This window comes from Halobacterium sp. DL1, from assembly GCA_000230955.3.
Lineage (GTDB): Archaea > Halobacteriota > Halobacteria > Halobacteriales > Halobacteriaceae > Halobacterium.
In genome coordinates, this window is the sequence record CP007060.1 from 568,745 (window position 1) to 583,782 (window position 15,038).

Genomic DNA, 15,038 nt, shown 5'->3' on the forward strand with positions numbered 1-15,038 from the left:
TCTGCGACGCCGGTGCAGGACCGTAGATCGGACTGGGGGACCTCCAGTACACAGACATGCAGGAACCGGACGGTCGAGTAGCGGGAGAACGAGTCGTCGTTCGAACGGGTGGAGGCGCGGGGTGGACGGAGAGTCAGAAGACGCCGAGAATGAACCCGGACCTCATCGCTGCGAGGACCACCGCGGAGGACGTTAGGAGTATGGCGTGTACTTCTCCACGCGGTCCCCGTAGTTCGTGTAGCCGGCGATGAGTAGCAGAACACCGTTCGCTTCTGGTTGATGGCGTAGCCTGCGGCGACGGGCCAGCGGTTCCCGGGTCAGAACCGTGATCTGGTTGGCTTGGATACGGCCGTCGCCTCACTCGAAGTCGTAGGGCCAGTCGCCGACGAGTTTCATCCCCTCGACGCGACCCTCCACGCGGAAGGACTCGGCGACCTCGCGTTCGGTACGGTGGGGAATCTCTGTCTCCTCGCGCGCGAGGTCAACAGCCAGTTCCGTGAGCAGGATTGCCTGCTCGTTGACGTTGCGGCGGTCTAGCTTGTCCAGGGTGTCGGCAGCCGTGTGGCCGTACCCACGGCCTTCGGCGTCACGAACGCCCGAGACGAAGTACCCTGGGACGCCCCAGCGCACGAGCGGCCACTGGTCCCCGCGGTACCCCTCCTTCGGGATGACCTTTGCGGGGTGGTTGAAGTGGCCGGTCGCACGCTCGACGGCCGCTGCGAGTTCGTCGAAGGTGTGCGTGAAGAACTGGAGCGTGCGACCCTGGACCACCCCGTCGAGGTTGACGATGGCCTGCACCGTGGACTCGTCCGTTTGGGCGGCGTGGTGGTCTGACCCGCAGAGGCCGACCTCTTCGGCGCCGTACGCCACGAACTCTACTCGCGTGTCAAGGTCGTCCGCGCGACGCGAGAGGGCTTCGGCGACGGCGACGAGCATCGCCGTGCCGCTGGCGTTGTCGGCCGCCCCCTCGCTCACGTCGTGGCCGTCGACATGACTCGTGACCAGCACGCGCTCGTCGGTGTCCGGGCCGACCGATGCGTGGACGTTCTGGCTCGTCGCCGGACGGACATCTGCCGACACGGAGATGGTCACCTGCTCGCCGCCGTGTCGCCGACCGAGACGGTGGCCGACCTCCTTCGAGACGCCGACCGCCGGAATCTCACCGATGGGTTGGTCGGTCCGACCGACGCTCCCCGTGGGCGGGAGACAGCCGTCGACGTGGTTCCGGAAGACGAACCCCGCGGCCCCACCTTCGACGGCGTGGTAGTACTTCTCTGTGCGGTGTAGCAACCGGTCGGCGTGACTGGGCATGTTCGACGCGACCTGCACCACCTTCCCGTCGACGTCGGTCGTCTCGAAGTCCTCCGGCGTCCCGTACCCGAGGTCAACGAGTTCCCCCGCGACGGTCGCCGCCGGGCTCCGAGGGAGGGCGATGCAGTCCAGGTCCTCGTCCGATGTGGTGAGCGTGCTGTCGCCACGTTCCCACCCCTGCAGGTCGAACTCGTCGAGGCGGACGTTCCGGGCGCCGACCCGTTCGAAGGCGTCACGGGTCGCCTCCGCACCCGCTCGCTCCTGCGCCGACCCGGCCATGCGACTCCCGATGTCCGTCAGCCGGACGAGGTGGTCCCACCCCGCGTCGCTCGCGAACGTCTCGCCGATCCACTGAACCATACGCCGGTGATACGCTCACCCGACAAGAATGTCGTTATTACGGCACCCCCGATTCGGTGCTAACAAGATATTTCACGGCGCTGCGGCGTCGAGTACGCATGGCAGAGAACACCGACCGACCTCTCCCGAACGTAACGAACCTGACCGACGGTGTCGACATCGTCCACAACGTCTACGACCAACCCGGCGTCGACACGGCGGAGGGGAGGGTGGGGATGTTGTTGCAGGGCGAGGACGTGCAGAGCCAGTTCATCGAGATGCCGGGCGGGCTGTACATGGACGAGCACGCCCACGAGACCGAATCGATCATCGTCACGCTGCGCGGCGAGTGGGTGCTCTGTGCGCGCGGGGAGCGCGAGCATGTGACCGCTGGCGACGTGTTCTGGTTCGGCCCCGGCGTCCCCACGGGGTACGAGGTCCCCTTCGACGACGACGCGTTCATCCTCATCTTCAAGGGGACGAAGACGGAGAACAGCCCCGAGGAGTTCGTCTCCTACCTCCAGAATGAGGTTCCAGGCCTCGTCGAGGAGGAACGGGAAGACGGTGCTGTGTTCAGCTTCGAGGAACTCGACGACGACCACGCCGCCGTCGAGTTCGCCCGGGGGTTAGACGGCGCCACGTACCCGGAATGAGCGGGCCGTTCGCCGACTTCTAGCGGCGCAGCGAGAGCACCTTCACCCGGCCTACGGCGTCGAAGTCCCGGAGCCCGTAGACCAACTGCCGCACTCGCTCCGCGTCCCCGTGGCAGAACACCATCTCGAGACACCACTCACCTTGGTGGGTGTGGCTTGTCGTCTCGACGACATCCTGGAAGTCGTGTTGGACGTCGTGGAGGTCCCGAATGACCTCGTGGTGTTCGTAGTCGAAGGCGACGATGGCGCTCACAGTCCCCTCAGTCTCTTCAAGCGTCGCGTGCGCCTCGACGTACTCGAGCATCGCCTCCCTGATTGCGCGAGACCGCGAATCGATTCCCTCCGCCTGCCATGTCTCGTCGAACGCCTCGAGGATGTCGTCCGGAACGTTAAGGCTCGTTCGCATGCGTTGTAGGTGACACAGTAGGAGTAAAAACCGCGCGGTCGGAGCCACCTAGCCGGAGTTCGGATACTAGCTGAAGACGGCAGTGCGGCCGGAACTCCGGCCCAGATTATTATGATTCGCCGAAAGCGAAATAACGGAACGCAGATAACGACCCCTCCTCGAAGCAGAGCCAATGGAGGCACGTTCCGGGACCCGTCAGGAAGATTCGGCTGACGGCCTCGTACTGAAGTACTACCTCTACAAGGCCACCAAGGCGGTCGAGTTCTACCGGCCGATCATGTACCTCTTCTTCCTCGCACAGGGACTCGACTTCACCCAGATTGCCATCCTCGAGGTGGTGTACAACCTGACCACACTGGTCGGCGAGATCCCGACGGGGTACGTCGGCGACCGCATCGGCCGCAAGAACAGCCTGCTCATCGGGACCGCCCTGATAGCCGTGTCACTGCTCGGCATCGGCCTCGCGGAGTCGTTCCCCGCGCTGGCAATCCTCTACGTCTGCTGGTCTGCGGGGTACAACTTCCGGTCGGGGAGCGAGGACGCGTGGCTCTACGACACGCTCACCGACGGCCTCTCGGAGAACGAGTTCGCCAACGTTCGCGGCCGGGGAGAGTCCGCCGCCCTCGCGGTCGGCGCCGGTGCAGCCGTCGTCGGCGGCTACCTCGGTAGCATCGACCTCTCGTACCCGTGGTTTGTGGCGTCGGCCGTCACCGGACTCGGCGTCGTGGTGTTGTTCACGTTTGACGAGCCAGAGACGTACAAGAATACGGATGCCGACGAGTTGAGCTTCCACAAGACCGTCGGAATCGTCAAAGAGGCGCTCTCGCGCCGGAACATTCGGGCTTTCATCCTCTACTACTACGTGCTGTACGCTGCCGCCACCTACCTCGTGTTCGTGTTCCTCCAGCCAATATTCCAAACCGTCGTCACCGACCTCGGCGTCGCTACGGCGCAGGTAGAGTCTCTACTCGGATGGTTCTACGCGGCTTATAGCATCGTCGGCGCCGTACTCAGCTACTACACGGGCGCCATCAAGGACCAATTCGGCATCCGGACGTGGTTCCTCGCGCTGCCGTTCATCGTCGGTGCGGCGCTTGTTGGGATGTACTTCGTTCCGATTCTCGCGCTCCCCACGTTCCTGGTTGCACGGGGGCTCTCTGACGTCACGCGGTCGTTCGCCGGTCAGTACGTCAACGACCGCATCGGCACGCTCGGCCGTGCCACCGTCCTGAGCTCGATGGCGATGGTCAGCGGTCTGGCCGTCATCCCGTTCCAGCTGGGCACCGGCATCATCTCCGACCACGTGTCACCGTTGTTCGCACTGGCGGTCGTCGGCGTCGTCCTCGTTGTCGGTTCGTACGCGATTATCTTTTGGGAAGCACCGATTGCCGAGTGACCTTGCGAACGTCCCGGAGGGCCCTCACTCCTCTCGGTCATCCGTTGAGAGAACCCGTTTCCGAGACCTGCAAACGAGACTACGAACACCGTGTACAGATTTCGCCGACCACCAGAGCCCGATGGCGGTTGCCAGCCGGGGAGCGCGGTGGTCGAGACGAACCACCCCGCCGACCGGAGTTCGTCGGTGTCCGTCCCGTCGCCGTGGTATACGGTGAACCCCTCGTTCCGCGCTCGTTCGACCATCGATACGTCCCGTTCGACGATGACGACGTTCTCACCGCGGTCTTCGAGGCGCTCAAGGGGCGTGGCGTGCGGGCGACCGTGGACGCCGAGACGGTGGACGTGGGTGGCCCGAACCTCCTCTCGCACCTCGACAGCGACCTGCCCGACGAGCTCGCTGCGTTCGCCGACCGGGCCGGTGAGAACGCCCAGACGGTCGTCTATCTCGTTCGGAACGACGAGCCGGTTGCCGCCTTCGCACTCGCGGACGTCGTCCGTGAGGAGAGCTACAGGGTCGTCGCCGCGCCCCAGGACCTGGGCATCGAAGTGGCGATGCTGACCGGCGACTCCGCAGACGTCGCACACGCGGTGGCAGACGAACTCGGCATCGACACGGTGTTCGCCGAAGTCCTCCCCGAGGACAAGGACGAGAACGTCCAGGAACTCCAGAACCAGGGGAAGCTGGTGGCGATGGTCGGCGACGGGGTGAACGACGACCCCGCGCTCACGCGGGCTGACATCGGCATCGCCATCGGCAGCGGCACGGACGTCGCCGTCCAGTCCGCGGACATCATCCTCGTCCAGAACAACCCCCTGGACGTCGTCCGCCTCGTGAAACTTAGCAGGGCGAGCTACCGGAAGATGCAGGAGAATCTCGTCTGGGCCGCCGGCTACAACGTCTTCGCCATCCCGCTCGCGGCGGGCGTGCTGGCACCGGTCGGCGTCCTCCTTTCGCCCGCCGTCGGCGCCCTCCTGATGTCGCTCAGCACCGTCATCGTCGCTATCAACGCGCAGTTCCTCCGGCGCGTCGACCTGGACCTCCCCTCGCTCCTGGGGGTTCCACAGTCGGGAAGTGCGGGACCGACCGACTGACCACGGCCCCGCATCTCGCCGACCGCTTCGCAACCCGACTCCAGGGCCAGCAGTCAGTCCCTGGTACAGGGGTCGACTTTATCGGGTGAGGCGTACAACTCTCTCCTCTAGAGGCCGTTCACTATGTCCAGCCAACATCGGGGCGACTCGCTCCTCCGGGTCGTCCTCATCGTGCTCGCCGTTATCGTGTTCGCTCCGCTCCTGATGATGTTGCTCGCGATGCCGATGATGGGGATGATGGGGTGGTGGTGGGCCGGAGGTGGACTCGGCATGGGCGCCGCACCGCTCTGGGGACTCGGGTTGATGCTACTGTTTCTCCTGGCCGTACTCGCCGTCGGATACGTCCTCTACCGCGGTCTCGTAGGCAGCCGCACTCCCGAACGCAACCGCGCTCTCGAAGAACTGCGGAGTGCGTACGCTCGCGGGGACTTCACCGACGAGGAGTTCGAACAACGGCGGCAGCGCCTCGAACGGGACCGAGAGTAGTGGACGCTGCACTCACTCGTCGGTTCGGTTGGGCCACGTCTGGCGGCGTTCCGCGGCGAGCAGTTCCACGATCGCTTTGGCTAGCCCGAGCAGTACGGGGCCGACGAAGAGGCCGATGAACCCGAACAGGGAGACGCCACCGAAGATGCCGAGGACGAGGAGCCCGGAGTTGAGTTTCGCGCCCCGCTGCATCGCGAGCGGCCGGACGAAGTTGTCCGACCCGCTGATGACGACTGAGCCGTACACGAACAGTCCCACTGCACTCGGAATGGAGCCGACGAGGACGAGATAGACGACTGCCGGAATCCAGACGATGGACGCCCCGATCAACGGCAGCAGTGAGAGGACGAACGTGGCCATGGTCCAGAAGACGAGGTCGTCGAAGCCCAAGACGGCGAAGGCGAGTACCGTCAGCACCGCCTGTATCGCGGCGACGATGACGTTCCCGATCACGGCGGCCCACAGGAGGTCGTCGGTGCGCTCGAGGAGGTCGTCCATGGTCGCCGAGTCGAGCGGGGCGACCGAGCGGAGCCAGCCGACGAGGCGGTCGCCGTCCCGGAGGAGGGCGAAGAGGGTGAACAGGAATATCACGGCGCCGATAATCAGCGCAGTGAGCCCGCCGAGGATACCGACGCTGCGTCCGAGCACACCTCGAACACCGGTCTCGATCGCCCCGGTGAGCGGCCCCGACAGCTCCGACACGTCGACATCCATCCCGATGTAGGCCTCGAGGACCGACTCGGCGGTCGCGCCCTGGGGTATCTCGATGCCGCGGACGACCGACACCGCCTGGTCCGCTGCGACGCCGACGAGTATCACGATCGGGACGAGGACGACGAGCACGGTGACGACCATCGTGGTGAGGGCGCCGAGGGTACTCCCCAGTCTCTCCGAGAGCCGGTCGCTCAGGGGGACGGCCAGGTAGGCGACCAGTCCAGCCGCGAGGATGGCCTGGAGGTACGGTAACACGAGGAGGACCGACAGCCCACCGACGAAGACCAGCAGGAGCCGGAGGAAGGTTATCGAGGACCGGTCGTCGCTACTCATCGCGAGTGGGTGCGTGCTGCCCCCGATGATTCACAGCCGGGACGTCACTGGCCCCGCTCCAGTCGAGCGCGTTCGCGCCACTCATCCCGCTCATTGTACCCGGCAGTTCGGCGGAACTGGACTTCGTTATAGACGAACCGACCGCGAGCAATCTCCGGTTACTTCAGTAAATCTCGTCCTAGTATCGACTCCACGTTCGACCAGCGTCGACACGAGCAGAGAGGAGCGACTGTCGGGGTAGCGCCGTTTTATGGTTCGACGCCTCGATGGTTGCGACATGTCGACGTTCGTCGTCGTCGGCGGCGATGCCGCCGGCATGTCCGCAGCCAGTAAAGCGAAGCGCGAGGATCCCGGCCTCGATGTCGTGGTCTTCGAGAAGGGGGAGTGGGTGTCCTACGGCGCCTGCGGGCTCCCCTACTACATCAAGGGCGAGATCCAGTCCCTCGACGACCTCGTGTCGGTTACCCCCGAGGAGTTCCGCGAGGAGCGGGACATCGACCTCCGGACCGGCCACGAGGTCGTCGACATCGACCCCGATAACCGTGTCGTCACGGCACGAAGTGCCGACGGCGAGGTGGAACAGGCTTACGACCACCTGCTCGTCGCGACTGGGTCGGAGGCGGTCATGCCCCCCATCGAGGGGCTGGACCACACGGGCGTCTTCACGCTCGGGTCGATGTCGGACGGAACCGACCTCCGGGAGTACGTCGGTCGGGCGCGCTCTGACCACGAACTCCAGCAACCGGACCGCGGGCCGGCGTGCCAGTTCCTCGAGCGGTGTAACGGACCCGTCGGCATCGTCGGCGGTGGGTACATCGGCGTCGAGATGGCGGAGGCGCTCGCGGCCAACGGCTTCGAGGTCCACCTGTTCCAGCGCGGTGACCGCATCCTGAAGGGGTTCAGCAGAGCTACGAGCGAAGCCATCCTCGACCACCTCGGTGACCAGGACGTCGCGGTCTACCTTGGAGCGGAGGTCGAGGAACTCGTTGGCGGTGACCGGGTCGAAGCCGTCGTCACCGACGACGAACGCGTCCCGGTCGACATGGTACTCGTCGGAACGGGGGTGCGTCCGCGGACGGCCCTCGCCGAGGACGCCGGTATCGAACTCGGCGAGACGGGGGCCATCGCGACCGACGCCTACCGGGAGACGAACCTCCCGGACGTGTACGCGGCGGGCGACTGTGCGGAGGCCGAGCACGTCGTTACCGGGGAACCGGCGTACGTGCCGCTGGCGTTGACCGCGAACCGCCACGGCCGAGCGATCGGACAGACGGTCGCGGGCAACCCGAACGAGGGCGGCGGAGTCGCGGGGACGGCGGCGGTCAAGGCGTTCGAGATGGAGGCTGCCCGCACCGGTATCGTCGACGACGAGGCGGCTCGGGACGCCGGCTTCGAGCCGATGACGGAGACCATCGAGGCGAAGTCCCGGGCGGGCTACTATCCGGGAGGTGGGGCTGTGCTGGTGACGCTCACCGTCGACCGGCCGTCCGGTCGAGTGCTGGGCGGCAGCCTCACGTCCGAGTACGGGGAGGGAGCGGTCCACCGGAGCCACGCGCTCGTTGGAGCCGTGACCGAGGGCATCACCGTCGACGAACTCTCGGACTACGACCTCGCGTACGCACCGCCGTTCAACACGACGTGGGACCCCGTGCTCACCGCCGCGAAAGTCCTGGAAGGAAAGCGGTGAGCAGTCCGGCGCTGCGAGTACCTCCCGAGTTCCCCTCGAATCGCTACTGGGGTCGTTCGCCGTCGTAGGCGTCCATCCACGAGCTGATGGTCTCTTTGAGCGCGCCGGTAGTGCTGCCGACGTGGAGAATCTGGTAGCCGTTCGCGGCCTTGGTGTTGACGTCGTCCATGCCGAACCCGAGGCCGCCGACGGGGACGTCTGCCTCGACGGCGGCGGAGCGGACCGTCTCGACCGCCGCCTGGACGTCCGGGTGGTCGAATTCTCCCGGGTGGCCGAGTGACACCGAGAGGTCGAGCGGGCCGACGAAGACGAAGCCGAGTTCCGGGACGTCGAGAATCTCGTCGATGTTCGCCACGGCGGCCTCGGTTTCGATAGTGACGCCGACGAGCGTCTCGCGGTCCTCGCTCGCGACGTAGTCCTCGGCGAGCCCCCAGCGGCGGGCGCGGGGCGCTGCGAGTCCGCGTTCGCCCGGTTCGCCGTCGTACTCGAAGCGGGCCGCCCGCACCGCCTCCCGGACCGTGTCGGCGGCGTCGACGCGCGGGAGGAACACGTTGCGGACGCCCGCGTCGAGGGCCTTCCGGACGGACGCTGGCTCGGTGTCGGAGAGGCGGACGAGCAGTTCGGTGTCCGTGCGTTCGGCGGCGCGGAGGAGGTGGTCGACCGCCGGCCCGTCGCCGGGCGCGGGGCCGCCGTGTTCGAGGTCAATCCAGACGAAGTCCAGCCCGAGGTCGCCGTAGAACTCTACCAGCGTCGGGCTGTACGCGTTGTCGAGGATACCAAGCGCCACGTCGTCGTTCTCGATGCGGTCCAGCAGCGCGTTCGTCCGCGTCGGCGTCGCCATGCCCCTCCTTCGAGGGCCGCGAGGATAACAGTACGTCCGGAGGCGCGCCCGCTCGGCCGACGGTAGCCGTCGCTACTGCGTCGCGGTGGCCGAGGTGACCTCGGCGATGGCGTCCGCGATGATGTCCAGGCCGGTTTCGACCTGGTCTTCGGTGACGACCAGCGGCGGGAGCAGGCGGAGCACGTTGCCGTACTGGCCGGCCTTCCAGACGAGGAGGCCGTGCTCGTAGCAGTACTGCTGGACGTCGGCGACGATGTCGCCGGCCTCGGTCACGTTGCCCTGTTCGTCGACGAACTCCGCGCCGACGAACAGCCCCTCCCCGCGGACGTCCGCGACCTGGGGGTTGTCCTCGGCGACCTCCCGGAGTCGCGAGCGGATCAGTTCGCCCATCTCGGTCGCGTGGGCGAGGAGGTCGTTGCCCTCGATGTACTCGATGGCGCGCAGGCCGGCGCGCATCGCCGGGACGTTCCCGCGGTAGGTGCCGGCGTGGTCGCCCGGGCCCCACGTGTCGAGGTCCTCGTGGTAGATGGTGCAGGACAGCGGCAGGCCGTTGCCGCCGAGAGCTTTCGCGCTCGTCACGACGTCCGGCGTCACGTCGTAGTGCTCGCTGGCCCACCACTCGCCGGTGCGGCCGAAGCCGACCTGGATCTCGTCGAAGACGAGGGGCACCTCGGCCTCGTCGGCGATGTCGCGGAGGCCTTGCAGGAACCCCTGCGGCGGGACGACGACGCCACCCTCGCCCTGGATGGGTTCTACGAAGATGCCCGCCGGGTTCGCCAGGCCGCCGTACGGTTCGAGCAGCGTCGCGCGGACCTGCTCCAGGGCGTCCTCGACGGCTTCCTCGGGGTCCTTGTTCTGCTGGAACGGGTACGGGAACGGGGCGTGGACGACGTCCGGCAGGAGCGGCGTGTAGTGCTCCTTGAACCCCTTGTTCGCGGTGAGGCTCATCGCGCCCGAGGTGGCGCCGTGGTAGGCGTTCCGGAACGCGAGCAGGCCGTTACCGCCCGTGTTGTACTTCGCGAGCTTGATGGACGCCTCGATGGCGTCGCTGCCCGTGGGGCCGCCGAAGACGACGCGGCTGTTGCCGGCGAGGTCACCGGGCGCGCGCTCCTCGAGCGCCTCGATGAGGTCGAGGCGGGCCTCCGTCGGGAAGTCGACGGTGTGGACGAACTTCTCGGCCTGCTCGTACATCCCCTCCATCACGTACGGGTTCGTGTGGCCGACGTTCAGCACGCCGATGCCGGCGAAGAAGTCGAGGAAGGTGTTGCCGTCGACGTCGCGGACGGTGGCGCCGCGCGCCTCGTCGAGCGCGATGGGGATGTTGTTGGGGTAGGCGACGGCGCTGCTGTCGACCTCGCGCTGCCGCTGGAGCAGTCGCTCGCTCTTCGGACCGGGGACCGTGTCGACGTTCGGGGCGTCGTCGAAGTGCAGTTCGTGGATTGGCGGGCCAGTCATACACGAACCTACTGGGGCCGGATTACAAATAATTTTGTGCGAAGTTTAGGGACTGGGTACGTATTCCCGGAAAAATATCGGATGCAGTCCACTACAGTACGCGTCGCTTCCGGGGGCCGCCTGCTGGGTGGAGTTGGCACTGCCGGGCGTCGGTCGAGTGGCTGGTCCAGAGACGGAGCGGTGGAAGAACAGGTCTCCGGGACGCAGCCGAAGACGGTCGTTACTCGACTTCGATGACGGCGAGCTCGTCGCCCGCGTCGACTTCCTCCTCGTTCTCCACGAAGAACTCGACGACTTCACCGTCCGCCTCGGCCGTGATGTCGTGGAAGTTCTTCATGACGCCGATGAGGCCGATTACGTCGCCGCTCTCGACGTGGTCCCCGGGCTCGGCGAAGGTGGGGTCGTCCGGGTCCGGACGCCGGTAGAACACGCCTGGCATCGGTGCTGTGACGGTGGTACGCTCGGTCATATCGTTAGCGAAAATGGAACGCCGACCCACATATAGTTTCCCCACACCGTCCGTTCAGTCGTCCGAAACGTGACTCTCTTTCCAGATTTCGAGTCGAGATAGGAGTCAATTCAACCTGGCTGCTCGGGGCCGGAACGCGGCCGGTTCCGCCGGCCGTTACCCGAGGAAGTTCGCCCGGATTGTGTCGACCTTCTCGTCGTGGGCCGACCGCGCCTCGAGTGCGTCCTCCACGTCGACGGCCTCGAACGTGATGCTGCGGTGGGTGCGCGCCTGGGCGAGCATGTTCCGGTCGATGCTGATGACTGTGCCGACCGTCGCGTAGCCGCCGCCGGTCACGGCGTCGCGCATCAGGATGATGGGCTGGCCCGCCATCTGGATGGAGCCGACCGGGTAGCCGAGGTCGACGACGTTCGTCGGGTCCGGGCCGGCGCCGAACGGCTGGTCGCGTTCCTCGAACATCCCCTCGATGTCCGGGCCGGTGAGCCGGCAGCCGACGCGGTCGGCCTCGTCGCTGATCTTCCACTCCGCGCCGAGCAGTTCGTCGCGGCCCTCGTCGGTCAGCCGGTAGTCACAGAGCCCCATCACGACGCGGATGGTGTCGTTGTTCGCGTAGTCCGGAACGTAGCTGTCGTCGACGGCCGCGCCGACGGTGGCGTTCCCGTTGGCGGACCCGACGGGGAGCGTATCGCCCTCGTCGAGGTCGCGGCCCTCGTGGCCGCCGATGCCGATGAGCGTGTACGTCGACCGGCTCTCCATCACCTTCGGCACGTCGATGCCGCCCGCGACGGCGAGGTACGAGCGGACGCCCTCGGTGGCGAACTGGAAGGAGAGGACGTCGCCGGCCTCCACCTGGACCGCGGTCCACGTGGGAATCTCCTCGTCGTTCAGCGTCGGCTGCATGTCCGCCCCGGTCGCCGCGATGACGGCGTCCTCCTCGAACTCGAGGTCCGGGCCGGCGTACGTCATCTCGAGGGTCGCGGCCTCCTCGTCGTTGCCGACGATGTAGTTCGCGACCGTGTGTGCGTACTGGTCCATCGCGCCGGACGGCGGCATCCCGATGTGGTAGTGACCGAACCGTCCCGTGTCCTGCACCGTCGTCGAGAGTCCTCCGTCGAGTACGTTGATCATCAGTCTAGCACCTCCGTGATCCGCTCGTTGTAGCCCTCTGGGTCGTCGAAGAACTCCTCGGGCCGGAAGTCGATGGTCCCGATGTTGTACTCGTAGCTGCCGTCCTCGACCTCTTCGCGGATGGCGTCGTACTCGTCGCGGTCGATGCGGCGGTAGTTGAGGATGTCACCCGGGTTCGGGAGCACCATCGAGTCCTCGAACTCCGCCAGCTCCTGGTCGACGTCGAGGACCTCGATCGGCGTCCGCCCGAACAGCTGGTAGCCGCCCGCGCCCTTCACGGGGTAGATGGCGGTGAACGCGCCGCCGTAGCCGACCGCGCGGCTCGGCGTCTCGGTGCGGGGCTGTACGTACTTCGGGACCTCGATCTGCTGGTCCCGGGGCACCATCTGGAACGTCCACGGGAGGCCGGGGACGAAGCCCACCATCGTCACCATCTGGGGGGCGCCGGCGTGGGCGTCGATGAAGTCGTCGACGTTGTCGAACCCGTTGATGCGCGCGGAGTACTCAAGGTCCGTCGAGTCGGGGTCTTGGTGGCGGTCCCGGAACTTCATCAGCGTCTCGTGGGTCCACGGGTCGTCGTAGAGGACGGGGACGTCGATGACGCGGGCCTCCCAGGTGTACTCGGTGAGGTCGATCTCCTCGCGCAGCGATTTGAGCTCGTCGATGAGGTCGTCGGGGTGGAGCTCCGCGGGGTCGAAGTGGAGCATGTAGGAGGCGTTCGCCGGTGCGACCTCGATGAGACCGGGGAGGTCGCGCTCGCGTATCTCCTGGGTGATCGCCTGCGCTTCGAAGTTCGCGTCGAAACTCATCTCCTCGGAGAGTTCGACGAAGACGTGGTCGTCCCCGCCGTACTCGTAGCGTGGCGAGGAAAGTTCTTGTCGCTGGATGCCGTTCGTCATCTATGGGGCATCGTTGCCCGTATAGCGAGTTATAGATACTGGTAAATTTTCGATACCCGACAGGTTGGAGAATACTGGGTGCAACTTCTCGGCCAGAAATCGGAACCGCGTCTGATACCGTGGGGTGAGACCGACACGAGGTTCCGCTCGACCCTACGCGAGGTCGCGTTCCGGGTCCGGCTGGAAGTCGTAGTCGTCGGGCTCGTCGTCGGTGTCCTCGGCCGCCCTGAGCACGTCGTCGATGCGGACGAGCTGGACCACGACGTCCGACGCCTTCGTCACGGCACCCTCCACGACCGCTGCGAGGTCGTACGGTCCCTCTTCGCCTGCCGACCGTACGGCCCTCGCGTCGGTGTCGTAGACCGCGTCCGCTCCCCCGGCGCGCAGGCTGGTGACGGCGTCGACCGCGTCCCCGCCGCTGTTGCGCGCGAGGGTACGCGGTAGGTCCTCCAGGGCGTCGGCGAACGCGTCCATCACGATGGCAGAGCGGTCCGGGACCGACCGGGCGTCCGCCCGCACCTCGGCAGCGAGCCTGGTCCACGCGCCGCCGCCGCCCGGAACGACCTGGCCGCCCTCCAGAATCGTCCGGCCGGTCACGACACCCGTCATCAGTTCGCGCTGCATCGACTCGGTGCCCGCGTGAACGGTCCCCGAGACGAGCAGCGTCCCGACCTCGCTCTCCGGACAGCGGTCGATGCGGACGTACTGGTCGTCGTCGCCCTCGACCCGCAGCCGGCCGGCGGTGCCCACGTCGGCGGCCGTGGTGTCCGCGAGGTCCATCACGAACGACGCGCCGGTCGCCCGCGCCACGCTTCGGGCCTGCGAGGCCTGGAGGCCCCTGAACGCGGTGATGCCGGCCTCGTCGAGCGCCGATATCGCGCGGTCGCTGATGCCCATCGCGGTGAACACGACGTCGACGCCCGCGTCTACGAGCACCTGTACCTGCGTCGCGACCTCCTCGACCTCCCGCTGCTGGAACGCCGTGCGGTCGTCGGGCGTCTTCGGGTTCACGGTGACCTCCGTGCGCCCCTTCCCCTCGCTGCCGCCGGCGCGTTTGAGCTCCCGCTCCTCGATGCCGCGGCCCGCGTTCTTCCCGCCGCCGACGACGGCGACGCGCGCGTCCTCGAACTCCCGGGGCGTGTTCGGCGTTACGGGCTCCCGTTCGAGGAAGAGGCCGCGGAGCAGTTCGGCACGCGGCGCGTGTGCGTCCGAGACGTGGTGGAACTCGACGTGGTCGATGCCGCGGCCCTCGCGGCCCGTCTCCCTGGCCGTCGCGACGAGGCGGGCGGCCTCGGTGACCGCGGCCACCGTCTCGTCGTCGCCGCCGTAGCTACCCAGCGCGGCACGGACCGCGGCCCGGCCGCGTGGGTCGTCGAGCCCGTCGACGGACGTCGCCATCTCCGGGATGGCTGTCACCGCCGCCGCACGCGCCCGGTCGAAGCCGTCGGTGACCGTCGCGCGTTGGAATCCCTCGGCGAGCAGGCCTTCGGCGCGTTCGGCGAGCGCTCGGGCCAGCAGGACCACCGCAGTCGACCCGTCGCCGACCCGCTCTTTCTGCTGGACCGCGCCGTTGCCCACCATCACCGCTGCCGGGTGTTCGACGTCGAGCGCGTCGAACAGCTGCTGGAGGTCGCTCGCGACGACTGGCTCGCCGGTGACGACGAGCTTGTAGCGACCCTCGGGTCCGTAGAGCGCCGCTGCGAGTTCACCGAGCTGTACTGCGCCGTCGAGGACGTCCACGTCGTCGAGTGGGTCGGTGGCGGTAATCTGGCTCGGCTCCATTCAGTCGTATAGGATACCTTCTCACATCTAAGCCTTTCTTTATAC

Annotated in this window: 14 protein-coding genes; 5 read left to right on the forward strand and 9 right to left on the reverse strand. The window is 66.9% G+C overall.

Annotated elements, in window-relative coordinates; genetic code table 11:
• Nucleotides 1-357: 357 nt before the first annotated feature.
• Entirely contained in the window at nt 358-1,671 is a 1,314-nt protein-coding gene (locus tag HALDL1_04380) for a peptidase M28 (protein ID AHG02921.1), read from the reverse strand.
• Between the two features lie 98 nt (nt 1,672-1,769).
• On the opposite strand from HALDL1_04380, the gene HALDL1_04385 reads away from it, so the two are divergent.
• Nucleotides 1,770-2,303 (forward strand): hypothetical protein, encoded by a 534-nt coding sequence (locus HALDL1_04385; protein AHG05156.1) that lies wholly within the window; start codon nt 1,770-1,772, stop codon nt 2,301-2,303.
• 19 nt (nt 2,304-2,322) lie between these two features.
• Here HALDL1_04385 and HALDL1_04390 read toward each other — a convergent pair whose 3' ends face one another.
• On the reverse strand, nt 2,323-2,709 hold the full coding sequence (locus HALDL1_04390; GenBank protein AHG02922.1) for a NikR family transcription regulator: 387 nt from the start codon (nt 2,707-2,709) through the stop codon (nt 2,323-2,325).
• A gap of 172 nt (nt 2,710-2,881) precedes the next feature.
• Here HALDL1_04390 and HALDL1_04395 point away from each other — a divergent pair, with 172 nt between their 5' ends.
• From HALDL1_04395 to HALDL1_04405, 3 genes are all read left to right on the forward strand, one after another.
• Nucleotides 2,882-4,105 (forward strand): MFS transporter, encoded by a 1,224-nt coding sequence (locus HALDL1_04395; protein ID AHG02923.1) that lies wholly within the window; start codon nt 2,882-2,884, stop codon nt 4,103-4,105.
• A 203-nt stretch (nt 4,106-4,308) separates the two neighbouring features.
• Nucleotides 4,309-5,199 carry a copper transporter gene (locus tag HALDL1_04400; GenBank protein ID AHG02924.1) on the forward strand — a complete coding sequence of 297 codons (891 nt, stop codon included), beginning with the start codon at nt 4,309-4,311 and terminating at the stop codon, nt 5,197-5,199.
• A gap of 123 nt (nt 5,200-5,322) precedes the next feature.
• Complete coding sequence (locus tag HALDL1_04405; GenBank protein ID AHG02925.1) at nt 5,323-5,685, forward strand: hypothetical protein; 363 nt, start codon at nt 5,323-5,325, stop codon at nt 5,683-5,685.
• A 12-nt stretch (nt 5,686-5,697) separates the two neighbouring features.
• Here HALDL1_04405 and HALDL1_04410 read toward each other — a convergent pair whose 3' ends face one another.
• Complete coding sequence (locus tag HALDL1_04410) at nt 5,698-6,732, reverse strand: permease (GenBank protein AHG02926.1); 1,035 nt, start codon at nt 6,730-6,732, stop codon at nt 5,698-5,700.
• 277 nt (nt 6,733-7,009) lie between these two features.
• On the opposite strand from HALDL1_04410, the gene HALDL1_04415 reads away from it, so the two are divergent.
• Nucleotides 7,010-8,419 (forward strand): pyridine nucleotide-disulfide oxidoreductase, encoded by a 1,410-nt coding sequence (locus HALDL1_04415; protein AHG02927.1) that lies wholly within the window; start codon nt 7,010-7,012, stop codon nt 8,417-8,419.
• Between the two features lie 43 nt (nt 8,420-8,462).
• Here the strand turns inward: HALDL1_04415 and HALDL1_04420 are convergent, their stop codons facing one another.
• The 6 genes from HALDL1_04420 to HALDL1_04445 all read right to left on the reverse strand — a co-directional run bounded on the left by HALDL1_04420 (nt 8,463) and on the right by HALDL1_04445 (nt 14,993).
• Nucleotides 8,463-9,260, reverse strand: coding sequence for an aldolase (locus HALDL1_04420; GenBank protein AHG02928.1), 798 nt, complete (start codon nt 9,258-9,260; stop codon nt 8,463-8,465).
• A gap of 72 nt (nt 9,261-9,332) precedes the next feature.
• The gene (locus tag HALDL1_04425; GenBank protein AHG02929.1) at nt 9,333-10,715 is read right to left on the reverse strand and encodes an aminotransferase class III; all 1,383 of its coding nucleotides are present in this window, start codon (nt 10,713-10,715) and stop codon (nt 9,333-9,335) included.
• Between the two features lie 220 nt (nt 10,716-10,935).
• Entirely contained in the window at nt 10,936-11,184 is a 249-nt protein-coding gene (locus HALDL1_04430; protein AHG02930.1) for a hypothetical protein, read from the reverse strand.
• Between the two features lie 156 nt (nt 11,185-11,340).
• A complete protein-coding gene (locus tag HALDL1_04435) occupies nt 11,341-12,312 on the reverse strand; it encodes an allophanate hydrolase (GenBank protein ID AHG02931.1) in 972 nt (323 codons plus the stop codon).
• On the reverse strand, nt 12,312-13,211 hold the full coding sequence (locus HALDL1_04440) for an allophanate hydrolase (GenBank protein ID AHG02932.1): 900 nt from the start codon (nt 13,209-13,211) through the stop codon (nt 12,312-12,314). Before HALDL1_04440 ends, HALDL1_04435 begins: the two co-directional genes overlap by 1 nt.
• Nucleotides 13,212-13,364: 153 nt before the next feature.
• Nucleotides 13,365-14,993 (reverse strand): hypothetical protein, encoded by a 1,629-nt coding sequence (locus tag HALDL1_04445; protein AHG05157.1) that lies wholly within the window; start codon nt 14,991-14,993, stop codon nt 13,365-13,367.
• Between the last annotated feature and the right edge of the window lie 45 nt (nt 14,994-15,038).